The following is a 23,283-nucleotide window of genomic DNA, read 5'->3' as shown; positions in this document are numbered from 1 at the left end:
AATAGTGCGTTTCGGTTTATTTCTTTTTTGATACCACGTAATCATATAGCGTTTTTGATACGTCGTTCAACGCTTCTACAGCGGCCTTTTCATCTTTGAGGTCTTTCGATAATAACACTAATACATATTGCCGTCCATCCGGTAGCATGACGAGGGCGGAGTCGTGGTGGAGGCCTTTGATCCAGCCGGTTTTGTGGGCTACTTTGACATCGCGCGGGAGTTTGGCGGGGATGATGTCGTTGTATTTTTGGTCTAGTAAAATAGCGATCATGGCTTTCGAGGCTTCGGGATTTACGGCCTCGCCTTTGGCCAGCTTTTCGAAGATGAGCATGAGGTCGTAGGCGGTCACGCTGTTGTTTAGCTTTTGCTCAAAGGCTTTGTCGTCTTCCACGCCGCGCAACACCTGGATGTCTTTTGCGCCGAGGTCGTGCATAGTTTGTGTTACTTTTTTGGCGTCAACCCATTCGATGACGATGTTGGTGGCCAGGTTGCTGCTCACGGTGATCATTTCGTAGACCAGCGATTGCAGGGTGCGCTTCTTTCCCACTTGCCGGTACAATTCAAATTCGCTGTCATCATCTTCCGTGAGGTGGTAGGGGCTGCCGTCGACGATGCTTTTGAATTCATTTTTTATGAGGATGGAATCGGTCAGGGAAAATTTGCCCTCGGCGGCTTGTTTGAACACTTCGATCATCACGGGCGTTTTCATGGTGCTGGCCGCATGGAAGGGCATGTGCTCGTTGATGAAGAGCTCTTCGCCGGTCGACAGGTCTTTGAAGGCCACGGCAAAGGTTCCCTGCTGGCCGGCCAACGCTTGGGTTATGGTTTCTTTGACTTTATCGTGATCGGATTGACAGGAAGAGAAGGTGGCCACTGCTGCAACCAGGAGCACGGAAATTAGGCGTTGGACCATACAGGTTGTCGACGAAAAGGTTAAGGTCTCTAAATTTAGCAATACAAAACCGTTTCAAATCACTATCTTGAAATTTAAATCGATTACCCGCATGAAACGAATTCCGTTCCTGTTCCTTGTTGGCGCCTTGCTCGCCTTTGGCTGCGCGCAGAAGAAAGAAGCACAGACTTCTGTTGACCAGGCGCAAACCCGGTCCGTCATCGAACACCATTGGCAATCGTTCCAGGACCGCGACCTGGATGCTCTCATGTCGGACTACACCGACGAGTCCATCCTCATCACCCCCGACAAAACCTTCCGGGGCTTGGCAGAGATCCGCGAAAGCTATGCCCAGGCCTTTATTGTTTTCCCAAAAGATTCCACCTCCATGAAGGTGAATAAAACCATCGTGGAAGACGACCTGGGATACATCCTGTGGGAAGCCACCGTGCCGAAATTCAAGCTGCCCTATGCTTCGGACACGTTCGTGATCCGCGACGGCAAGATCGTGCGGCAAACCTTTGCCGGCTCGGCCGAACAGCTCTAACCTCCCCCACGTTGCGCCAGGTTGTCGTCAAGTCTGTCCTGAGCAAGACCAAACGCCGCGATGCCTGGTTCCTCGACGACTACACGGTGAATCCCTTTAGCGGGTGCGCCTTCAATTGCCTGTACTGCTACATCCGCGGCAGCAAATACGGCGAGCACATGGAGGAGAAGCTAAGTCTCAAAAGCAATGTGCTGGAGGTGCTGGAGAAGCAACTCAAACTCCGCGCAAAGAAAGGACAGTACGGCATCGTGGTGGTCTCTTCGGCCACGGATCCCTACTTGTCTGTGGAAGAAGATTCGCAGGTGACCCGCCACCTCCTGGAAATGTTGTTACACTATCGGTTTCCGGTGCACGTCATCACCAAATCAAACCGTGTCGTCCGCGACTTCGACATCCTGAAACGGATCGACCGGGAAAGTATCCTCCCCACCGACCTCCAACCCCTCCTCTCCCACGCGGCCCTCATCACGTTCTCGTTCTCTACGTTGGACGATGCGGTGGGCAAACTTTTTGAACCCGGCGCCCCATCGCCCACCCTACGCCTGCAAGCGTTACGGGAAACCCTGGCGGCGGGCTTTCATAGCGGAGTGAGTCTGATGCCCCTCATACCCTACGTGACCGACACGGGAGAAAATCTCCACCACATGTTCTCCACGTTTGAAACGGTTGGTGCAAAATATATTTTCCCGGCCACACTCACCCTGTTCGGCGACGGACCCGCCGACAGCAAGACGCTCGTCTTGCGGGCCATCGAAAAACATTATCCCCATTTGACCGAAAAATACCGGAAGCTTTTCGCCTCCGGCGGACAGCTGCCCCGTTGGTATCGTGATGCATTCGCTTCAAAAGTGAAGTCGCTGAGCGAAGCTCACCGGTTGAAAAACACCATCCTGGAACAGTCCGGTAGCGTACAGGGCTGACCGTGGTTGAACAAACATCGCAGGGAAAACGCGTTTTTCAGCGTTTTCTGGCACGCTGCGGTTTTGGTGTGAATTTGGAAGAGCCATTAGATAGATCACTGAAAGATGCCAGGCCTGAGCCTGCAAGTCCATAAAAAATAAGTCTATGACCCTCAAGCCCATCACCCTGGCCTGGCGCAATCTGATGCGTCACAAATCATTCACCTTCATCAACCTGCTGGGGCTTTCCATCGGCATCACGTGCTGCCTGGCCATCACCATCTTCATCCGCTACGAGAAGAGCTTCGACACCTATCATCAAAAAGCTTCGCGTACCTACCGCGTGGTTGAAAATTTTAAAAGCGCCGAAGAGGTGCTACATTGGAACACCACGGCCTATCCGCTGGCCGAAGCGCTGCGAAACGACTTCAGAGAAATCCCCCTCGTCACACAAGCTGCGGGCCCTCACCATCGCCTTTTCAAGATCGAAGACGAACATGGCAATGTGGCGCGCTACGAAGAGGATCGTGTGCTCATGGTCGATCCTTTCTATCCGCAGGTGTTCGACTTCACTTGGCTGGCCGGCAACCCGGAGGCAGCACTGGTTCAACCTAACGCTGTGGTGCTGACCGAAAGCGTCGCCCTGAAATATTTTGGAGCCTCCATGCGCGAAAAGCAATCCATCCTTGGCAAACACATTCTGCTGGAAAATAAAGATGAACTCACCGTGACCGGCCTCATCGCCGATGCACCACCCAACACGAGTCTGCAATACAGCCTGCTCATTCCCTATGAATTCTTTAAAAGGAACAATACCTATTCCGCTAACAATTGGTCCGGAAATTATCAGGGCACTACATTTGTGACGCTACAGGCGGGTCAATCCGTTCAAGACCTGGAACATCGCATTGCCAGCTGGAAGAAAAAATACCTCAAGCCCGAAGACGACCGCCGCATTACGTATGCGCTTCAACCCATCACTGAAGCGCACAATGATATAGTTTATGGTGCGGGACCGGGCAGCTATACGATGCCGCAGAAATTCATTTATGCCGCCACAGGCATCGCATTTTTTATTTTGTTGATCGCCTGCGTGAATTTTATCAACCTCTCCACGGCACAAGCGGCCAACCGCGCAAAAGAAGTCGGCATCCGCAAAGTGATGGGCAGTTCGAGGTTTGGGTTGGTAATGCAGTTTTTGCGTGAAAATCTTTTGTTGCTCGGATTCACGCTCACCGCCTCACTCGCGCTGACGCAAATGGCGCTCGGATATATCAACCAGGCGCTTGCCATCATCAACCTTCATTTGGCAATGGATGCTCAGGCGCTGCTCACGGCGTTGGCGATCGGCGTCTTGGTAATGATGCTGGCGTGCGTTTATCCGGCGGTGGTCATGGCATCGTACCGGCCCATCGAGGCACTGAAGCGCAAGTTTAGTAGTGGAAGCGAGCAGGGCATCACCTTCCGCCGCTCGCTCATCGTCTTTCAGTTTGCCATCGTACAGCTCTTCATCATCGGCACGATCGTCGTGGCAGCGCAAATGAAATACTTCAAAAACAAAGACCTGGGTTTCTCTACCGATGCTATTGTGACTACCTACCTGCATGACCAGGAGCATTACGAAACGTTGCGCGACCAATGGCTGACGCATCCCGCTATCGCCGATGTCAGCTTTTCATCGAGCAGTCCCCAGGCCAGCTATCAATACCGCTATGGCACCAGCTTCCGCCTGCCCAACCAGCCGGAAGAAGAAGGACAGGAAGCCGAGATGAAGGGTGCAGACCTCAACTATCTCTCTTTCTACAAGCTCACGCTTCTGGCAGGTCGCAACTTCACGAAGGTGGAAGACGACCTAAAAGAATTTATCGTAAACGAGAAACTGATCACCGCCCTGCACTGGACACCCGAACAAGCCATCGGCCAACGCCTCACGATCAACGAAGGCGAAGGCACCATTGTGGGTGTTGTCAAGGATTTTCACAACGAGTCGCTACAAGAAGAGATCAGTCCTTGCGTGCTCATCAATTGGAAACCCTTCCTGGAACTGGCCAACATCAAGATTGCAAAAGATCAAAACATGGACGAGGCCCTGGCCTTCATCAAAAAGACCTGGAAAGCCGGATCGCCCGACGGCATCTATTCTTATGTATTTCTTGACGACGCCATTGCGAGAAAATATGCGATGCAACACCTGGTATACCAAGGATTCACGGTCTTTGCATTGCTCACGATCAGCATCGGATGTCTCGGGCTTTACGGGCTGCTTTCGTTCATGGCCTTGCGCAAAACCAAAGAGGTCGGGATCCGGAAAGTGCTGGGCGCTTCGGTCGCGCAGATCGTGGGATTGTTCAGCAAAGAATTTATCACGCTGCTCTTCATCGCCTTTGTTATCGCCGCGCCACTGGCAGCCTATTTCATGGATGGGTGGCTGCACGACTTTGCCTATCGCATCTCCCTTTCATGGTGGATGTTTGCACTGGGAATGGGGTTGACCGTAGTCATTATGCTGCTCACCATTTCCTACAAAAGCATTAAATCGGCCTTGGCTAACCCGGTGGAAGCCTTGCGCAATGAATAGAGCTTCCCGATAATCTTTTTTCGCTTTTACGTATAGAAACCCGTGTCCCCAACACCGGTTTCTTTTGCCGGCTTGTTATATTCGTCATCGATCCGGTGAGGGCGTGTAGCCAGCACACGGCTCAACCTAAACCATGAAAAGAAGAGATTTCCTCAAAACCAGCGCCTTGGCGGGAATAACTCTCCCGGTCTTGTTGCAAGCGGCCTGTCAGTCGCATACCTCCCCAACCAGCGCCGCCAACCCGGAAACAGACACCGCGTTCCCGCTGGAGGAAGCGACGCTTGAGATCTTGCAACAAAAAATGCAACGCGGCGAATACACGTCACGGGCCATTGTTGAATTGTATTTGAAACGCATCGCGGCCATCGACAAACAAGGCCCGGCCTTGCGCTCCGTTTTAGAATTGAATCCCGACGCCCTTGCCATTGCCGATGCGATGGACAAAGAACGCAAAGACGGCAAAGTGCGTGGCCCCCTCCACGGCATCCCCGTGCTGGTGAAAGACAACATCGACACTGGCGACAAAATGATGACCACCGCCGGATCGATTGCATTGATCGGCAACCTTGCCACGCACGACGCTTTTATCATTGCGCGTCTTCGGGAGGCTGGTGCAGTGTTGCTGGGCAAGACAAATCTTAGCGAGTGGGCCAACTTCCGGTCCGAACGATCGAGCAGCGGGTGGAGCAGTCGCGGTGGACAGACCAGGAATCCTTATGTGCTGGATCGCAATCCTTGTGGTTCCAGTTCAGGGTCAGGTACCGCGGTAGCGGCCAACCTTTGTGCGATCGCCATCGGCACGGAAACAAACGGCTCGATTGCCTGCCCGTCGTCTCTCAACGGCGTTGTGGGCATCAAGCCAACGGTGGGGCTGTGGAGCCGATCGGGCATCATTCCCATTTCCAGCACACAGGATACGGCCGGTCCCATGACCCGCACCGTAAAAGATGCCGCCATCCTGCTGGGCGCTTTATGCGGGGTTGACGCCGCCGATGCCGCTACTGCCACAAGCCAGGGCAAATCCCATACGGACTACACCGCTTTCCTGGATGCCAAGGGACTTCAGGGCAAACGCATCGGTGTTGAAAAAACATTGTTGAAAGGACACGAAGCCGTGGACACCCTTTTTCAAAATGCGATCGACCTGATGAAGCAGGCCGGGGCCACCGTCGTGGAAGTAGACGTTCGCTCACAAATGAAAGATCTGGGACCGGCAGGCTACAACGTCTTGAAATATGAATTCAAACATGGCCTCAACCAATACCTGGCCGCAGCCCCGGCGGCAAAAGTGAAAGACCTGAAAGCGCTCATCGCTTTCAACCGCGAGCACGAACACGAGGCTATGCCTTTTTTTAAACAAGAAATACTGGAAGCCTCCGAAGCCCTGGGTGACCTCGACAACCCCGAGTACAAAGAATCGGTAAAGAAAACGCTGACCCTTGCCAGAACAGCGATTGACAACACATTACGCGAAAATAAACTGGACGCTGTCTGCGGACCCGCCAATGGTCCTGCGTGGTGTACGGACCTCGTGAACGGCGATGCCTTCAATGGCTATGGCGCCTACAGCACCGCGGCCCGGGCAGGCTATCCGCACATCACCGTTCCGATGGGGACCGTTGAAGGGTTGCCGGTGGGACTTAATTTTTTTAGTACAGCCTATGCCGAGCCGGTCCTCATCACGATCGCCTTTGCCTATGAGCAGTTGTCGCACAAAAGAACGGTCCCGGCGTTCCTGACCACCTTCGCCCCCGGCAACTGACCATCCTCATTCGGCATTCTTCATTTTTTACTGTAGAGATTTCTCAGCAGACCGTTTCCGAACTTCGCAAATCCACAAAACGTTGCGACGGCCCAGTGGGCTGAAATCGGCATTTTTCATCGGCATTTCAGTGTTCCGCTTTGGCGGATAAATTGGCACGCGATTGTTAGGCGTTCATCAAAATGGATTTCTTACCTAAAAACCGAAAGCCATGAAAAACCTAAAAATTACCTTACCCTTTGTTGCCGGAATGTTCCTGGTGAGCATGTCCTGCGCTTTTGCACAAATCGCTGCCGACACGACCGAAAATATTCGTGAAGGCAATCCGCAAGTTATCGAACCGCCGTTGGCGCAAAGCACGAACTACACCAAAGACATGGTGAGGATCAAGGCGGCCGACGTGCCGAAGCCCGTGCAACAAGCGCTTCAAAGCGCCATGTACAAAGGCTGGGAAAATGCCGCCCTCTATCGCAGCAAATCCAGCGACATGTACCTGGTGGAAATGAAAGAAGGCGACATGACCAAAACCTATCGTTTCGATCGCAACGGCAAACCCATCAAAGAATAGTGGGTCAGCCAAATCGTTTCTGTTTGATTGACGCACAAGAAAGGAAGTAACTGATCGGTTCCTCGGAAGGGCTCCTTCTCACTCCTCCCGGGATCATACAGAATCAGTTTCTTCAGCCCACCCTGCCTCGCAGACCTTCCCGCCGGAAGCACAGCGTGCAGCGTGGGCACTTTCATTTTATACCGACCCTGTATCCTCCCTACCAAATCAATTTTATTTTAAATACATTGTGGTTCTACAATCCTGAACCCTACTGTATGCGCATGAAAAAACTCTGTTACCTCCTCTTGCTTGTCACCACTACCACCTTTGCTCAACAAGGCCTGGTGAAAGAAAGTCTGAAAGTAAAAAGCGCCGCGCTCGGCAAAGACGTGGAATACAACATTTACCTGCCGGCCGACTATGACAAATCCAACCGCCAATATCCCGTGCTCTACCTGCTCCACGGCTATGGCGACGACGAAACGGGATGGACGCAATTTGGCGAAGCCCAGATCATTGCCGACAAACTCCAGGGCGAAGTAGCGCCGATGATCATCGTGATGCCCGACGCGGGGGTGAGCTGGTACATCAACAGCTACGATGGCAAAGTGAAGTATGAAGACTTCTTCATCAAAGAATTCATTCCCTACATAGACGCCAACTATCGCACGCGCCCAACAAAACAATACCGCGCAGTCGCCGGCTTGTCGATGGGCGGCTACGGCACGCTCATCATGGCCACCAAACACCCTGAACTGTTCTCTTCTGCCGCACCCCTGAGTTCCGGCGTTTTCACAGACGAAGAGATCATCAACGGCGACCCCAACATGTGGAACAATGTGATGGGCAATCTCTATGGCAAAAAAGACCTCACCGGCAAAGACCGCCTGACGGAGCACTACAACAAAAACTCCATCCTCAAGATCATCGAAACCGCCAACGCCGACGAACTGAAAAAAGTCCGCTTCTACATCGACTGCGGCGACAAAGACTTCCTCATCAAAGGCAACATGGCCCTCCACGCCGCCCTCATCGACAAAAAAATTCCCCACGAATTCCGCGTCCGCGAAGGCGTCCACAACTGGACCTACTGGAGAACCGCCTTACCCGAAGTACTAAAATTCATCAGCGTAAGCTTCCACCAGCAATAACATTTTAAGGCGGAGAGGCAAGCAAAGTTCCACCCCAACTTTGCTTGCTTGCTTGCCCGCCGAAGCTTTAGCGAAGGCGGGCCCGCCGTCACGTTAGCGAAGGTGGGGCGGCTATTTTGATCTGAGCAAAACACTCCAAATCTACTGACACACTGCTGACACATCCGTGGCTTTCTTTTACAAAAAATTCAACCCCATGGCCAAGCAAAAAGAAATCCACCAACTCGCCAGCGTCACCAACGAAGCCCTGAAAAAAGCCACCGGCAAAACCTGGGCCGCCTGGATCAATTCCCTCGACCGCAAAAAAGCCGACACCCTCTCCCACCCTGAAATCGTAAAACTCCTCGCCCCAAAAATCGAAAGCCCTTGGTGGCGTCAAAAAATCGCCCTCGGCTTCCGCGAAGCAAAAGGCAAACGCATCACCGGCCAAATCGCCGGCGGTTTCCAGATCGGCGTGCGCCGCGCGTTCCCGATGTCGAAAGACGAAGCCTGGGATTTTCTTGTTTCCCCCGAATGCATGAAGGTCTGGCTGGGCAAAGCGCTGGCCTTGGATGGTCCCCGACCCTACAAAGTAAAAAAAGGACTGGCTGCCGAGCTCAGGGTGTTCAAACCCGGCTCTCACCTCCGGATGGCCTGGCACCCCGACAACTGGATCTCTCCCTCCCTGCTCCAGGTGCGCGTGGTCGCCAGCGGAAAAAAGACAGCCCTGAGTTTTCACCATGAAGGATTGCCCAGCGAAGCGGCGCGCGAAGAAATGAAAGCCCATTGGACGGCCGTGCTCGACAAACTGGAGAAGCGCTTCGAAACGCGGTGACGCCCCGGCGGCCAATTTCTTTTACCAGGAAATCAACCTAACTTAGCCCGCTAAAATCCGAAGCGATTGAGCCACTTTAATTTCTTCACGGCGCTCGTGCTGGCTGTATTGTATGCGTTGGCCCGCGTGCAGCCGACGGAAGAAAATTATCTGTGGTTGCTTCCTTTTCTGATCCCGGGTGTGCTGGTCGTCAATCTCTTGTTGCTCCTGTGGTCGCTGATCCGGCGTAAACTGTCCGGGATCTACTATTTAGTGGCCTTGGGTATTGGAAGTCCCTACCTGGCAAGTACTTTCCCCTGGAAAGGTTTTGTTCACCGGCCATCACCCTCCGCTCAAAGTTTCTCGGTGCTCAATTACAACGTCTCCCTTACCGGCTTCCCCTATGTGCAGGACTGGGCCTTTTATGCACCGCCGCCGCTGGCCTTTCAACTGAAGGACTGGATCCTCCAACAAAATGCCGACGTGCAATGCTACCAGGAATTCATGACCTTCGACGGCGACAAAAACTTTGACATGCTCCGCTATTTCAAAGCGAAGGGCTATCACTATTATTTCTCCGCCGACATCAAACAACCTCATTATCCCGTGGTGGGCGTCCTCATCGTCACAAGATTTCCCATCCTGAAAACGGGCGACGTGGCGGTGAGTGAGAACGCCTTTAACCGCATCGCTTTCGCGGATGTATTGGCCGGCAAGGACACGGTGCGCATCATCGGCGTGCATCTCCAGTCGATGGGACTAAAACAATACGACCCCAGCAAGGCGTGGGATCTGCCTTCCGCGTTCGCCAAGGTCGGCCTCATCCTAAACCAACTGAAAACGGGGGTGCAAGACCGCCGGGTGCAGATCGAAAAGCTTTCGGCGTTCATCCAACGGTCGCCACACCCGGTGATCTGTGTGGGCGACTTCAACGACCTGCCTTATTCATATTCCTACCAAGCCTTGAAAAAAAATCTCGACAATACGTTTGAAGAAGCGGGCAATGGGTTTGGGTTCACCTACAATGGAAACACGTTGCGCACGCTGCGCATCGACAACCAGTTCCACGCTCATCGCATCCAAGCCTTGCAATTCAAGACCCTGAACACGGTGGGTTACACCGACCATTTTCCCTTGCTGGGAACGTATAACATCATCCCGGCGCAACCATGAGAAAGGAACTAGCCAAGCGTGAAGGCGAACGAAAGAAATTCACGGCGGTGTTTGTGCGCCTGGGGAAGAAAGTGAACTACAAGGGCTACTCGGAAGAAACGATCCTGCTGCAGCACATCAAAGATGCCGAAACGCAGCGCACGGTCACCGATCACGTTTGGTTCAGCTTTACGAAAGGATTCCAACAACTCACACTCTCGGAAGGCGCCGTCATCGAATTCGAGGCGCGGGTGAAAGAATATACCAAGGGCTATGTGAACCGCCGCTATGGCATCGACAAGAGCAAGCGCGACTACCGGTTAAGTCACCCTACAAAAATAAAAGTGATACAAACGTAAGTACCCGCCGGATGTGGCGGGTACTTTACTTCAGAAAGAAAATGTTCAACGGGTCTAACGCAAATCTGCTGTGTTGGTATACACCGCGTGCACATCATCGCGACGAAAAGCCTCATTGAGCGCATTCACGATCTGCGCAATGTATTCCTTTTTATTGCTCACCACGGCATTCTTCTCACCCTCCGCGGTGGCAATGCGCACGGCATAGCGCTCGCGCACAATGAGCATCGCGATCAGACCGAGCATCATCAAGCCACCACCAATCCACAAAGCGACATAGTTGGCTGTGTAGTAGGTGCCGTTGATTTGAATGTCGGCAATCACGGTGTTGGGAATGAGCTTAAACATTCCGAACAAACCCAGCAGGATGCCGATGCCCGCCAGAAAGATGCCCGGCAGTCGTTCCGGCTGGATGGTGAGTAGGCCGTGTTTTGTAATCCCGTTTAGTCTATACGACATGTTCTTCACTTGAAAAGTTGAATCGGTGACCGTGATGCCACGACCATCCGTGTAAAGCACTTTATCAGGTATCATAATGGTTAATTTTTTAGTGTCTAAAGATTTAGATCTTTCGCTTCCCTGCTACCAGGACGATCACACCGGCCACCAGCAGAATGCCACCTGTGATAGGCGACCAGTAGACAGGGGTCTTCTCCTCTTTGTTGATCTCTACGGGACCCAAATCGACCACCTTCTTTTTGGTGACGATGTTGAACCCTGTGAACACGGTCATGACGAGTCCCAGGACGAGTAGCGCAATTCCTAAAGTCTTCATATTTTTTTGGTTTGTGCCGGAAGTATAGCAATTAACCCGCCACCCGCTTTTCTTGAAGAATTGGCCGGTTTTGATCTTTTTTGTTGTGTACTTAACTCCACACTCGTCCACAAAGAGATCACCCTAAGTCAACGGTCCGCAAATCTCGTTTTGTTGCACAATCGCAACATGATCGGCACCAAACGCATGTGACAACACCCGGATCGTTGACCCACGAATAGTTTAAAACCGCTGGCCGATAAAACTTATTAATATCCGTTGGGTTGTTAGAGCAGATAGCGATAAAAGGGACTTACCCATTATCTTTATGCGAAGCTGCACTCATGAAACAACTCCTCAACATCATCCAGTCGCCTGTCACCTACCTGCGCGAAAAATTATCGCAGCGGCAATTCTTTGTACTGTCTGCTATTCTTGTCGGGCTTTCCTCGGGGCTTGCGGCCGTGATCCTGAAATATATCGTGCATTCCATTGAGGCGTTCGTCACCTACTACAGCAACTATTACGAGCGCTTCTTCCTGTTCGCCATCTTCCCCATCGTGGGCATTCTCCTCACCGTGGTCTACGTCTGCTATGCCTTGAAAAACCAGTTCAAAAAAGGAAGCGCCGAGATCGTGTATACCATTGTCAAAAAATCCAGCAACATCGAGCCCCAGCAGATGTACTCGCATCTGGTCACCAGTGCGCTCACCGTTGGGTTTGGAGGGTCCACCGGGTTGGAGTCGCCCATGGTCAGCACCGGCGCTGCCATTGGTTCCAACTATGCCCAGACCTATAACCTCTCGTATAAGGACCGCACCATCCTGTTGGCCTGTGGCGCGGCGGCCGGCATCGCGGCGGCCTTTAATTCACCTATCGCCGGCGTGCTCTTTGCCGTGGAAGTTTTGCTGGCCGACATCAGTGCCACAGCTTTTATCCCCCTCATCATCTCTGCCGCTTGTGGTGCTTTGCTCTCCAAGATCATCCTCAAGCAGGGCGTCGTGCTCACATTCTCGCTGCAGCAGCCCTTCAATTATCACAATATGCCGCACTATGTGGTGCTGGGTATCCTGGCCGGCTTCCTTTCCCTTTACTATGCCCGGGCCTTCACCTGGATCGAAGGAAAAATGAAAGGCATTGCCAACCGTTGGATCAGGGTGGTCACGGGTGGTTTGTTGCTCTTCGCCTTGCTTATTCTCTTTCCGCCGCTTTTCGGCGAAGGCTATGAGACCATCAAGGTGCTGGCCTCCCTGCGTCCTTCCGAACTCACCAACGCCTCGCTGTTGCGAAACTTCATCCATAGCGACGGCGAAATCCTTGTTTTCCTCGGTGCGCTCATGTTCCTGAAAACGCTGGCGGCCGGCATCACCATCGGCAGCGGCGGCAATGGCGGCAGCTTCGGTCCCTCTTTGTTTGTGGGCGCTTATATGGGCTATATCTTTTCACGCATCGTCAACCTCCTGGGCTATACCCATATCCCGGAAGTGAACTTCACCCTGGTGGGCATGGCAGGAATTCTCAGCGGTGTTTTTTATGCGCCGCTGACAGCCATCTTTCTCATTGCCGAAATCACCGGCGGGTATGGTTTGATGATCCCGCTTATGATCGTGTCGGCCCTCAGCATCACGGTGGCGCATTATTTTGAACCCCTTTCGATGGAGGGTAAAAAGCTTTCTTCGATGCTTGATATCTCTATTGAGAACCGTGACAAATTTTTATTGAGCAAACTCGACCTGGGTTCGTTGATCGAAACCAATTTCTCGGCGTTGAAACCCAACGACAACCTGCAGTCGCTCATCAAGGTGATCTCCACCTCCAATCGCAACACGTTTCCCGTGATCAACGATAAAAATGAATTACAGGGAATTATTCATATGGATCATGTCCGGAGTATCATCTTCAGCCCGGAGAAACATGAAAAAACGGTGATGAAGGATTTGATGACAAAACCGGCAGCGATCATTAAGACCACGGAGAACCTGCATAGCGTTCTCAAAAAATTCGACGACACAAATCAGTGGAGTTTGCCCGTAGTGGAGGATAATCAATATCTCGGATTTGTATCGAAGTCTAATGTGCTGACAAAATATAGATCGGAGTTGTTGAAGTCTGTGTAAGTTCTAAATCAATGGACCACCGAGTCTTAGAAAATTAACAAGCCTGAAAGGCTTCCCTACCATAGCCCCCAGTGAAACTGGGGGTATAGTTTTGTATGGGATTCAACCCCGGAGGGGTTACCCTATCCGACGTTGCACATTAAATTCCCCCATCACAACGCGCCGATTTAGTCTGTCAATGGGATGCCGTTATTGTCCCACGCTAGTGTTCCATTCAAATTCCTTTCTTCACGGTGAACTCTGCTGGAAAACGCCCTATAGGTAACCCCTCCGGGGTTGACTCGCCCATAAACAAATAGCCCCCAGTTTCACTGGGGGCTATGGTAGAGAAGCCTTTCAGGCTTGTACTATATTCTAAGTTGGTAAGTCCGTTATTGATTGTTCCCCTTCTTCACGGTGAACTTTGATAAGACTGCGTTCCGGTCAATTTTTCCAGCGTTGAAATCCTTCAGCACCGAGGCTTTCAAAGTGTACTCCAACGAGGACGGAATATCGCATTTGTTGCAGCGGGTGATCTTCACCTGGAAGACCAGCACCTCGTCGTCCTTCAGGCTCTTCAAGGTACGGCCGTATTCGACGATGTTGTCCTTAAGTTCTGTTTCGAATTTCGGGTAGATCTCTTTTGCTTTTTTGTCGCGGGTGGCTTGGTCCACGTCGTTCAGGCCCAGGGTGGGCATGATGTAGCGGCGGCTGTCGCGTTCGCGTTCAATGCCGCTGTAAGCTTGCATGTAGTAGATCACGCCGAAGTCTTTGAGGCGTTCGAAATAGATGTTGTCTTCCGTGAAATAGGTTTTCGACAAGTCGGGGCTGTAGAGCCGGCTGAAGATGCTCGCCAACAGTTCCAGGTCGGGCGCAACTTCTTCTACGGTCTCGGTGTTCACCACTTTCAGTTTAGCGAGGGCTTGTTCGCGGGTGATCTTGCCCAGGCGGAAGGCGGTGATGTCCGACTTCAATCCTTCTACAGAAAGATGGGTGCGGTTGGGGGCGTTAAAGAATTGGTTCACCCAAACGCGCGGGTTGTTGCCCTGGTTGGAGACCACCACACGCTCCGTGGGTTGCAGTTGCGCGATCATGTCGCCATAGTCGAGGATAAAGGTCTTGGCAGCCTCGACCACTTTCGCGTTGTAGGCGTCGCGCACGCTGTCCATGTCGTTGTTGCGCTTTTTGGTCTCTTTTGTGATCAGTTTAAATCTTTCTTTGTCGTCCGGGTCCGGGGGCATGACTGGGGCATCTTCCTCCTCCAACTCATTCTCATCGCCAACATAGTTGTTACCTACGTTCAGGTCATTACCATATACTTGCACGCCCGGGGGATTGTTGCCGCTGCCGTAATAGGTGATCGTGGTGCTGCCATTGCCATCGTTCCATACCATGGGTGTTGTGTAATCAGCCGGTAGGGTAAAGGTCACGCCATAACCCGACTGGTAGCTGCCCTTCACTTCCAAAGGAAAGAAAGTGCGTTGATTGCTGATCTGTTGTTTTATAAGCGTGCTCAGCACGTTCTCGGCCACGGCGATGTCGCGCTGCATCCGCTCTTCGTCAAACTTCTGTTGGGCCCAGGCGGGGGTCAGCATCGCCGTCATCATCAGGCTCACTACCCCAGCATACCATCTACTTTTCATATGTGTTGCCATTGCGTTCTTTTCTCGTTAATCGTTGTCGTTCAAAAAATCTTAGTTTGCCATGCCGACGCTGCTCCTTGTATTCACCTTGCTGATAATGCTGGTTAAGATTTGTTCGGTCTCTTTTCTAAACACGTCGTTGTTCTGTTGAAGGCTGTTGATCTGTGTCCGCACCACCTGCAGGTCGTCGTTGCGTTGTTGCTGCAGATATTTGGCAAAGTCCACCAGGAGGCCTTCCACATATTGTTTCTGTTCGTTGGCGCTCAGCTGGAAGTAGCTCTTCACCATTTTCGCGTTCTCGGTTTGCATCGAGGCCACAAATTCGCGCACCTGCGCCTCGGAAGCGGTGGAAGCTTGTTGCACCAGCTTGTCGATCTTGCCCGAGTTCAAGGCCAGGCTTTGATTGATGGACGCGTTCAGTTTCTTTTGCGTTTCATCCAGGCTGGCTTGCAAGGTCGCATTGTTTTGTTGCAGCGAGTTGTTGATCATGTCCTGCACTTGCTCCGGGGTGAGCGAGGCCACCGTGGGTTGAGTGACGGACGATTCAGTCTTCACTTTAGGCACATCGCCAAAGCTGATGCGCAATTCTTGTTGCTGATACCGTATGTTAAGTCCCGAAAGTTTAGCCACCAGGATCACCACCAGCAGCGACGCGGCAATGCCCATGATGGTCTTCATGTAGGGTGCCTGCCAGAAGCGTTGCGACGGGTGTTCGCCCACAAAAATCGGCGGGGCAATCACTTCCTTGTCTTCCACCTGGGCCAACATCCGGCGCAAGCCGTTCATTCTTTCCAGCTCCAGGCGGGCCGTGGGATTTTCCAGGAGATATTGCTCCAGCTTTTCGCGCTTGTCGTCTTCCAGCTCGCCATACAGGTAAGCCATCAGATCCTGTTCACTGGGTTTATAGCTCATAGCCTATGGTATCTTTGTTGATATTCTTACGTTCCAAAATTTTGCGCAGGCCATCCAGCCCATAATACATGCGCGACTTCACCGTGTTCTCCGAAATGTTCAGCACCTCCGCAATCTCCCTGAACTTCAGACCCTCATACTCCTTCATGATCACCACCTCGCGCTGCTCCACGTTCAGCTCGTGCAAAGCCTGCTGCAACACATCCGACAATTCGGCTTGCTGCAACTGGCGCTCGGGATTGTCAAACCGCTGCGATGAAGTCTCCCACGCCGGCGAATCCTCCGCCTCGCGATTCCAGACCACATCAAATGAAAGGGACCGGTTCCCTTTTCGCTTGCGGGCCTCCTCACGGCAGTAGTTCACGGCAATCTTATAGAGCCACGACTTAAAACGGGCGTTGTCTTGCAGGCTTGGCAGGCTGCGGCACATGGAAATAAAGGTCTTTTGCGACACTTCCATGGCCATGTCGTGGTCCATAAAGAACTTATAACCAAAGTTATAGATCCGCTTATACCAAAGTTGCACCAGCTTGCCTTGCGCAGCCTGGTCCCCCTCCTTCGCGCGGGCCAGAAGGGTGTCAGAGTGCATCATGGCAATGTCCAGTAAAGTCTCGGTCACAGATCAGGAATTTCAGGTTATTTATCGTTCGATGCCATAAAGATGGGGACCTCCAGCAAAAAGTTTTAGCCCCCAGAACAATATTTTGGCGGCCCCCGTCGGAAGCCTCCGGGCCGGGCTATCCGTTCCAAGTCCTCACCCCACCCTCCACCCAACCCTTCGCTGTGGGCTTTCCACTCCTATCCCTGGCCGGATGTCTCCCCCGTAACCAGACGTTCCCCAAAAGCCAGCCTACTTATGGCCAGTCCACCCAAATCTCAAGTCCCCCATTCCCAAAACCCCCACACCCATTTGTTGGTGTCCCACCAACAAATCACACTCCCTTTCGACCCCACCCCATTCATGCCTCCCCTCAAAAACACCCCAAAAAACCAAATATTTCTACCACACCAACAAATTACCGCCAACCCTTAACTTTGCGCCCGCATGAAAAAAATTATCGCGTGGCTCATCCGCTATGTGCCCCGGAAATACCTCCAACGGGTAAGCGGAGTGGGATTAAAAGCCGTCAGCCTGTTTTATATCGGAAACAACGTCACCTGCCCCGTCTGCAGCCGGGGTTTCCGCCAGTTCCTTCCCTATGGCCGCATCAACCCGCGACCCAATGCGCTGTGCCCTAATTGTTTGTCGTTGGAACGTCATCGCCTGATCTGGCTATACCTCCAGCAGAAGACCACGTTTTTCACCGCCACCCACCACGTACTCCACATTGCCCCCGAAGCCTGCTTCATCAAACGCTTCGAAGCCCTCCACGGCGACCGCTACATCACGGCCGACATCGAGTCGCCCCTGGCCAAAGTGAAGATGGACATCCACCAGATCCCTTTCCCCGGCAACACGTTTACGGTGGTGCTCTGCAACCACGTGCTGGAGCATGTGGCGGATGATATCAAGGCCATGAGCGAAATCCATCGCGTGCTACAACCGGGAGGATTCGCGATCATGCAGATCCCATTTTTCAATCCCATCCCCGATGTCACTTTCGAAGATCCTACCATCACCGATAAGCGCGAACGCGAAAAGATCTTTGGGCAAGATGATCATGTGCGGAAGTATGGCCATGACTATACACAACGCATTGCCCGCGCAGGACTAACGCCAGTGGCTGATGAATTTGTGAATCAACTTCCAGAGGACGTGCGAAAGAAGTACGGGTTGGTAAAAGGCGAGACTATTTACGTGGGTCAAAAAAAGTAAACCGTTCGATCAACCAGTCTGTTAATCCTCTTTCCGTTTTGCGGTGATTCTGTAGGTAAAAGTTATTTTATTAACCGGCCCCGGGTGTCTCAGGAGCTGGCGGTCAACCTCCTCGCGGAAATGCTTTTTATAGGATCGGATATTCTTCCTCGATACCTTTCCTTCCTTTGTTATTATGATCTCGCCCATCACACCTTTTTCATCCACCGAGGTAGTGAATGTGACAACGCCAATAGCCGGAGAACGCTCGCGAGTTCCATAAAGCGCCTTCGCGTCGATCGTCGTCTTTTGTGCGACCGAATAAAGCGGCAGGCTCAGCATCAAAAGCATTAAAAAAAATGTTCGCACAGGAGTCTAAAATTATGCCAGCCAAGATAGCTGAAAATAATTTGCAATAGGAATACCAGGAAGACTGCAAGGCCCATCACACTAACTCCCTCCGGTTCTCATCGTGCATTGCGATAGCACGTATCGTGCGCTTATGTTCGCGATGCATTACATAGCTCCGCTCCGGGGCCGGGGACCCCCGCATGCGGACAAACTCATATTCGCCCAAAAATTTTTCATATTCTTTCAAAGTCTTCGATACGAGGATGGGGCCCGCGCCTTTAAAGATGTGAACGGCAACAACAAACCCACTTCATACAGAATAGATCACTAGAGCCTGGCAACGACTTGAAGTTGAAAGATGCCACGAGGCTCATTTCAGATTCTGTTGAACCGAAAATGTTTGAGTGAAGCTTGAACGCTTTGCTGAGTGGCTTGAACGACCTTCGGATTTGTAATTGTCCCGATGGGTGAAATTTTGTCTTGCAGGTCGTGCGTGTACCGGGTTACAAAAAGGTAACTGAAACACATCTGTGCACACGCTACTTTTTAAAACCGTTTTCGTATACATCGGTTGAATTTGAACAACTGTTTAATGTAGCGACTTTATGAAGTCTTTCACCATATGCGCCAGTTTTGTACTGAGCTTTCTGCTTTTGTTTACGGCTCATGTACATGCCCAGTCCACGGCACCGAGTAAGTTATTCCGGTTCTATGAAGACAACGATTTTCTAAACGTCACGGGCCATGGAACAGACCGCGCCTATACCAACGGCACACGCATGGACCTCTTCTACCAACGTAAAAAGCAGCATCATTTTTTTCTCGATAAACTGTTGCCCAAAGCGGGAGAAGGCAGTGTCGACGTCTACGGCTGGAGCGTGGTGCAACTGATGGTGACGCCCAACAACATCAGCATCCCGGAATATCAACCCAACGACTATGCATACGCCGGCGCGCTATTCGCCATGCGTTCTCATTATTCATTCAATCCCACGAAGAAGTTCAGCTACCAGACGGAACTCGTCGCGGGCGTGCGCGGGCCGGCAGCGTTGGCACAACAAACGCAAACCGCCATGCACAAGCTGATCCATTATCAAAAGCCGATGGGCTGGGATAACCAGCTTGACACGCAACCACTGCTCAACGTTAACTTCGCGGCCGAAAAAAATCTGCTTTCATGGCATAACGTCGTCGAGATCAATGCAGGCGCCCAAGTCCGGGTTGGCAGTATGATGGACGCACTAGCCATTTACCCCATGCTGCGGGTCGGGCGCATGGCCCCCTACTTTAATGGATACCTGAGTCAGTACAGTGCGTTTGTGCGGAACAATAAACAGGTAAGAACGCAGTACTATTTTGTGTTCAAGCCCATCAACACGTTTGTGGTCCACAACGCACTATTGAAAGGCGACCGCGAACATTATCCCCGCTCCGCGACCGATCGCGCCGACAACACATCCGAGCGCATTGCCCACCGGGTTATGGATTTGCAATTTGGAGTAGTACTCTCCCATGGCAACTTTAGCGTTTCTTACCTGCAAACCTACAGCACGACGTATCGAAAAGGACTCTACAAACACACCGTCGGCACGCTAACGCTCCATTTCCTTTGGTAAAAAAAGGGATTGAGAATTGCGCTGGCTTCCATTCGGGCAGCTTTGAAAAATCCTGCCAAGGCTTTGAACAGAGTGATCTTTAAACTACGCGCACTTAACGTTTCAATGCGCGTGAGCCTATCGCCCGCCCAACAAACGCATATTCATTAAAGATTATGAACACAATATTTTAGTCTGAACCTTCAGGCCCTATCAATAAAATCATCAAAATCCTTTGCCACCCACGAAGCTTCTTCCCGCGACATGCCAATAAATGGCATTTCATACAACGCTCCTGTTTGTTTATCCACAGCATATGAAGTGCCTCCACCATCAGATCCGATGATGAAGAATCCGGGAGCGTACTCCTCAACCCGATAGCCTTCGTTGTGGGTGAACAAGTCTTCTATCGGCCAAAGTATAACGTAAGCGTTTTTCAGAAAACCTTCTGCTCCGTTTGAGCTCCGGATAAATCTCTCGTATCCTTCTGGCAAAGTAAAGTCAACGCGTGATAAGAATATTTCCACGGCTTCTGAAAGCGGCGGGGGATTCATCGTCAGGGACATGGTTCAATTTAACTGTTTCATTCTGAAGTAAACAAAAAAAGCTGGGCCATACGCCCCCGCATAGTCTCCGCCTCGGGACTATGCGGATTCCAAGGGGCATAACACTCTCGGTGTTTACCAGTCTTCGTTTTATCTCGTGCTTAGCATATCCGCTCTCCGTGCTCTCGAAACTCGGGATGTCTTGAACTACTGGCGTAGTTCCTAAGAGCATTCGTGCCTGCGACATGACGAGGGCTTCCCCTAAACAAAAAAAGCCGGGCGCAAACCCGGCTTTTCATTTTATATACCTTAAGAAAAATTATCCCAATTTCTCCAACACGTCCATCACTTCTCTCACCGCCTTGCGGCTGGATTCCATCAGTGCTTTCTCTTCGCTATTCAAGTCAAGCTCAATGATCTTCTCCACACCGTTCTTGCCCAACACTACAGGCACGCCCAGGTAGCAATCCTTGATACCATACTCACCTTCCAGCTTAATACAAACCGGGAACACGCGGCGCTGATCCTTCACGATAGCTTCCACCATCTGCGCAGCAGCGCTTCCAGGAGCATACCATGCCGAAGTACCCATGAGTTTCACCAGTTCTCCGCCACCCACTTTGGTTCTTTCCAAAATGGCGTTGAGTTTATCTTTATCGATCAATTCCGTTACAGGGATACCAGCAACCGTTGTGTAGCGAGGCAGCGGCACCATCGTATCGCCGTGGCCGCCCAACAGGATGGCTTGGATATCTTTGGGAGAAACGTTGAGGGCTTCAGCCAGGAACGCACGATAGCGTGCTGTGTCCAGGATGCCGGCCATGCCCATGATGCGGGTGCGGGGCAGACGCGAGGTGAGGTGCGCCTGGTAGGTCATCACATCCAACGGGTTGGATACTACGATGACGATGGCGTTGGGAGAATAGCGGATGATGTTTTCCGTTACCGACTTCACGATGCCGGCGTTGGTCCCGATAAGGTCGTCGCGGCTCATGCCCGGTTTGCGCGGCAGGCCCGAGGTGATCACCACCACATCCGAGTTGGCGGATTTGGAATAGTCATTGGTGGCACCTACCGTACGGCTGTCGTACAGGTCGATGGGGGCTTTCTGCCAGATATCAAGAGCCTTGCCTTCGGCCAGTCCTTCCTTGATGTCCACCAACACGATTTCGTTGGCCACTTCGCGGTAGGCCAGCACATCGGCACATGTAGCGCCCACATTGCCAGCGCCAACTACAGTTACTTTCATTGTTAGAATATGTTTAAAGTTATGTTTAAGAAATGATGCTCTTTCCTGGGGGCCTTTCTGAATAGGCGCGGCAAGTTATACATAAGGCAGGATTTTGGAAATATTTTCTTGCAAAAGGCGACACTCCCAACCGGCGGGCCCGACGCCTGACAAGCATGTCCCGGGACACTGGGGGACGATTGATAGACAGGCGGTTATAAACACACACGACACATTCACACACCGTGTGTCATCCCCATCAAAGTGATATTAAGCTCGTGGTTTTTCCGCGTGATCGGTCAGGACAAACCGCAGTGCGCGTTGGGTCTGGGGGGTCACTTTGAAGCGGTCGTCGATCCGGTGCCCGACCACCCAAACGATCTGCCCGGCCGACTCCAACACGGTGATCGTCTCTTTGTCGGCCACACTCAACTTCTTGTCGATAAAAAAATCGCTCAGCTTCTTTTTGTGATCCATGCCCAGGGGATGAAAGAAATCGCCTGCCCGCCACTTGCGCCACACCAGGGGAAACTGCAGGTGTGTGGCATCGAGTACGGCTTCGCGCGGATCGTTGCCCCGCACCGCCGGCGCTGTATTTTCCAGGCTCAGCTCCCACGGCCCGAGGGTGTGGCGACCGGCCAGGGTGCCAATGTGCTGCTCATCCCAATCTTCGCTTCGCGGCGTGATGAAGATATTTTCTCGGTCCACGACCAACAGAAAAGCAGGCGCTAAAAATTTCTTGCCGGGCTGGCCATTCAACGCGTGGATGATCTCGCGCGTCTGTTCATAGTTGAACCCATACGTTTTTATGAAGCGCCACAGCAACGCGTTGACTTGCGCACCATGGTTAAGTCCTTTCTTATCGATGGCGATCTTATCCTGCGTTCGGGTGATGTTCTTTACACACCAGGCGTCAAATGCATCGTGCAGGATCGCCAGTTCGCCTTGTATTTTTTCGATGCCGTTTTGCCAGGTGGTCTCCAGGGAGGGGTTGAGCTCCTTGAGTTGGGGGATGATCTTGTGGCGGATAAAATTTCGCTGGTAGTCGTCGGTCAGGTTGCTCTTGTCTTCGCGCCATTTCAGGCGATGTTCGGCGGCATATTTTTCCACTTGCGCGCGGGTAGCAAACAACAGCGGGCGGATCACGCGGCCATTCTTGACCGGGATGCCGGCCATGCCGTCGGTGGCAGCGCCGCGGGTGATGTTGAGGAGGATGGTCTCCATCGAGTCATCGAAATGATGGCCGGTGGCCAGGGCCGAGTAGTAGTGGATCTCCATCAGGTCGTCAAACCAGGCGTAGCGCAATTCGCGGGCGGCCATTTGGGTGGAGAGCCCATTCTCCCAGGCATAGGCATCTGTTTCGAAGCGGTGCACAAACACGGGAACGTTCAGGGTCTTGCAGGCCTGGACGACAAAATCCTCGTCGCCATCAGAATCTTTGCCCCGCAGTTGAAAATTGCAGTGGGCGACACCCACGGTGAAGCCTGCCGCGGTGAACAGGTGGAGCATGGCCATGGAATCCACGCCACCGCTCACGGCCAGCAAAATGGGATCTTCGCGCCGGCAGAGCGCGAACCGTTCAATGTGGTTCAGAAATTGCTCCAGCATGGCAGCAAAGGTACGACATCACCCCCGATAACTAGGCCCGGGGGTTACGATTTTCGCGTTTAGCGTCGTAGCT

The 23,283-nt window shown here is 52.2% G+C and carries 22 protein-coding genes; 12 read left to right on the top strand and 10 right to left on the bottom strand.

Features of this window, described 5'->3' with window-relative positions; translation table 11 throughout:
* Positions 1 to 16: 16 nt before the first annotated feature.
* Positions 17 to 913 (bottom strand): serine hydrolase, encoded by an 897-nt coding sequence (locus BUB30_RS21845; protein ID WP_073138182.1) that lies wholly within the window; start codon positions 911 to 913, stop codon positions 17 to 19.
* 91 nt (positions 914 to 1,004) lie between these two features.
* Between BUB30_RS21845 and BUB30_RS21840 the strand changes: the two genes are divergently transcribed.
* From BUB30_RS21840 to BUB30_RS21800, 9 genes are all read left to right on the top strand, one after another.
* Entirely contained in the window at positions 1,005 to 1,439 is a 435-nt protein-coding gene (locus BUB30_RS21840; protein WP_143165029.1) for a nuclear transport factor 2 family protein, read from the top strand.
* A gap of 11 nt (positions 1,440 to 1,450) precedes the next feature.
* Positions 1,451 to 2,359 (top strand): SPL family radical SAM protein, encoded by a 909-nt coding sequence (locus BUB30_RS21835; RefSeq protein WP_073138180.1) that lies wholly within the window; start codon positions 1,451 to 1,453, stop codon positions 2,357 to 2,359.
* Positions 2,360 to 2,504: 145 nt separating this feature from the next.
* Positions 2,505 to 4,916: an ABC transporter permease gene (locus tag BUB30_RS21830; RefSeq protein ID WP_073138178.1), complete on the top strand. Its 2,412-nt coding sequence runs from the start codon at positions 2,505 to 2,507 to the stop codon at positions 4,914 to 4,916.
* Positions 4,917 to 5,049: 133 nt separating this feature from the next.
* The gene (locus tag BUB30_RS21825) at positions 5,050 to 6,678 is read left to right on the top strand and encodes an amidase (RefSeq protein ID WP_073138176.1); all 1,629 of its coding nucleotides are present in this window, start codon (positions 5,050 to 5,052) and stop codon (positions 6,676 to 6,678) included.
* Positions 6,679 to 6,889: 211 nt separating this feature from the next.
* Complete coding sequence (locus BUB30_RS21820) at positions 6,890 to 7,246, top strand: hypothetical protein (RefSeq protein WP_073138174.1); 357 nt, start codon at positions 6,890 to 6,892, stop codon at positions 7,244 to 7,246.
* A 263-nt stretch (positions 7,247 to 7,509) separates the two neighbouring features.
* Positions 7,510 to 8,379 (top strand): alpha/beta hydrolase, encoded by an 870-nt coding sequence (locus BUB30_RS21815; protein ID WP_221408775.1) that lies wholly within the window; start codon positions 7,510 to 7,512, stop codon positions 8,377 to 8,379.
* 196 nt (positions 8,380 to 8,575) lie between these two features.
* On the top strand, positions 8,576 to 9,193 hold the full coding sequence (locus BUB30_RS21810; protein ID WP_084138303.1) for an SRPBCC family protein: 618 nt from the start codon (positions 8,576 to 8,578) through the stop codon (positions 9,191 to 9,193).
* 66 nt (positions 9,194 to 9,259) lie between these two features.
* Positions 9,260 to 10,345, top strand: a complete 1,086-nt coding sequence (locus tag BUB30_RS21805) for an endonuclease/exonuclease/phosphatase family protein (RefSeq protein WP_073138170.1) — start codon at positions 9,260 to 9,262, stop codon at positions 10,343 to 10,345.
* Positions 10,342 to 10,683, top strand: a complete 342-nt coding sequence (locus tag BUB30_RS21800) for a hypothetical protein (protein ID WP_073138168.1) — start codon at positions 10,342 to 10,344, stop codon at positions 10,681 to 10,683. The genes BUB30_RS21805 and BUB30_RS21800 overlap by 4 nt, the downstream gene beginning before the upstream one ends.
* A gap of 54 nt (positions 10,684 to 10,737) precedes the next feature.
* On the opposite strand, the gene BUB30_RS21795 is transcribed toward BUB30_RS21800, so the two are convergent.
* Positions 10,738 to 11,217, bottom strand: coding sequence for a DUF6232 family protein (locus BUB30_RS21795; protein WP_073138166.1), 480 nt, complete (start codon positions 11,215 to 11,217; stop codon positions 10,738 to 10,740).
* A 28-nt stretch (positions 11,218 to 11,245) separates the two neighbouring features.
* Positions 11,246 to 11,458: a hypothetical protein gene (locus BUB30_RS21790; protein WP_073139600.1), complete on the bottom strand. Its 213-nt coding sequence runs from the start codon at positions 11,456 to 11,458 to the stop codon at positions 11,246 to 11,248.
* 323 nt (positions 11,459 to 11,781) lie between these two features.
* Here BUB30_RS21790 and BUB30_RS21785 point away from each other — a divergent pair, with 323 nt between their 5' ends.
* Positions 11,782 to 13,554: a chloride channel protein gene (locus tag BUB30_RS21785; RefSeq protein WP_073138164.1), complete on the top strand. Its 1,773-nt coding sequence runs from the start codon at positions 11,782 to 11,784 to the stop codon at positions 13,552 to 13,554.
* Between the two features lie 371 nt (positions 13,555 to 13,925).
* Here BUB30_RS21785 and BUB30_RS21780 read toward each other — a convergent pair whose 3' ends face one another.
* From BUB30_RS21780 to BUB30_RS21770, 3 genes are read right to left on the bottom strand one after another with little or no spacing between them, the layout of a single operon-like run.
* The gene (locus BUB30_RS21780) at positions 13,926 to 15,176 is read right to left on the bottom strand and encodes a hypothetical protein (protein ID WP_143165028.1); all 1,251 of its coding nucleotides are present in this window, start codon (positions 15,174 to 15,176) and stop codon (positions 13,926 to 13,928) included.
* Between the two features lie 51 nt (positions 15,177 to 15,227).
* Positions 15,228 to 16,088 (bottom strand): anti-sigma factor family protein, encoded by an 861-nt coding sequence (locus tag BUB30_RS21775; RefSeq protein WP_073138160.1) that lies wholly within the window; start codon positions 16,086 to 16,088, stop codon positions 15,228 to 15,230.
* On the bottom strand, positions 16,078 to 16,707 hold the full coding sequence (locus tag BUB30_RS21770; protein WP_245804150.1) for an RNA polymerase sigma factor: 630 nt from the start codon (positions 16,705 to 16,707) through the stop codon (positions 16,078 to 16,080). Before BUB30_RS21770 ends, BUB30_RS21775 begins: the two co-directional genes overlap by 11 nt.
* A 426-nt stretch (positions 16,708 to 17,133) precedes the next feature.
* Here BUB30_RS21770 and BUB30_RS21765 point away from each other — a divergent pair, with 426 nt between their 5' ends.
* Positions 17,134 to 17,904 (top strand): class I SAM-dependent methyltransferase, encoded by a 771-nt coding sequence (locus tag BUB30_RS21765; protein ID WP_073138158.1) that lies wholly within the window; start codon positions 17,134 to 17,136, stop codon positions 17,902 to 17,904.
* A gap of 21 nt (positions 17,905 to 17,925) precedes the next feature.
* Here the strand turns inward: BUB30_RS21765 and BUB30_RS21760 are convergent, their stop codons facing one another.
* Positions 17,926 to 18,234: a hypothetical protein gene (locus BUB30_RS21760; protein WP_073138156.1), complete on the bottom strand. Its 309-nt coding sequence runs from the start codon at positions 18,232 to 18,234 to the stop codon at positions 17,926 to 17,928.
* Between the two features lie 605 nt (positions 18,235 to 18,839).
* On the opposite strand from BUB30_RS21760, the gene BUB30_RS21750 reads away from it, so the two are divergent.
* Positions 18,840 to 19,850, top strand: coding sequence for a lipid A deacylase LpxR family protein (locus BUB30_RS21750; protein ID WP_073138147.1), 1,011 nt, complete (start codon positions 18,840 to 18,842; stop codon positions 19,848 to 19,850).
* 182 nt (positions 19,851 to 20,032) lie between these two features.
* On the opposite strand, the gene BUB30_RS21745 is transcribed toward BUB30_RS21750, so the two are convergent.
* The 3 genes from BUB30_RS21745 to tilS all read right to left on the bottom strand — a co-directional run bounded on the left by BUB30_RS21745 (position 20,033) and on the right by tilS (position 23,210).
* Positions 20,033 to 20,395: an SMI1/KNR4 family protein gene (locus tag BUB30_RS21745; protein WP_073138145.1), complete on the bottom strand. Its 363-nt coding sequence runs from the start codon at positions 20,393 to 20,395 to the stop codon at positions 20,033 to 20,035.
* A gap of 298 nt (positions 20,396 to 20,693) precedes the next feature.
* Positions 20,694 to 21,623, bottom strand: coding sequence for a malate dehydrogenase (mdh, locus tag BUB30_RS21740; RefSeq protein ID WP_073138143.1), 930 nt, complete (start codon positions 21,621 to 21,623; stop codon positions 20,694 to 20,696).
* Positions 21,624 to 21,872: 249 nt separating this feature from the next.
* Entirely contained in the window at positions 21,873 to 23,210 is a 1,338-nt protein-coding gene (gene tilS / locus BUB30_RS21735; protein WP_073138141.1) for a tRNA lysidine(34) synthetase TilS, read from the bottom strand.
* Positions 23,211 to 23,283: the final 73 nt, after the last annotated feature.

It is taken from the genome of Chryseolinea serpens (genome assembly GCF_900129725.1).
Lineage (GTDB): Bacteria > Bacteroidota > Bacteroidia > Cytophagales > Cyclobacteriaceae > Chryseolinea > Chryseolinea serpens.
The sequence above is the reverse complement of the archived record's forward strand: the minus strand, read 5'-3'. Positions and strand labels throughout refer to the sequence as shown.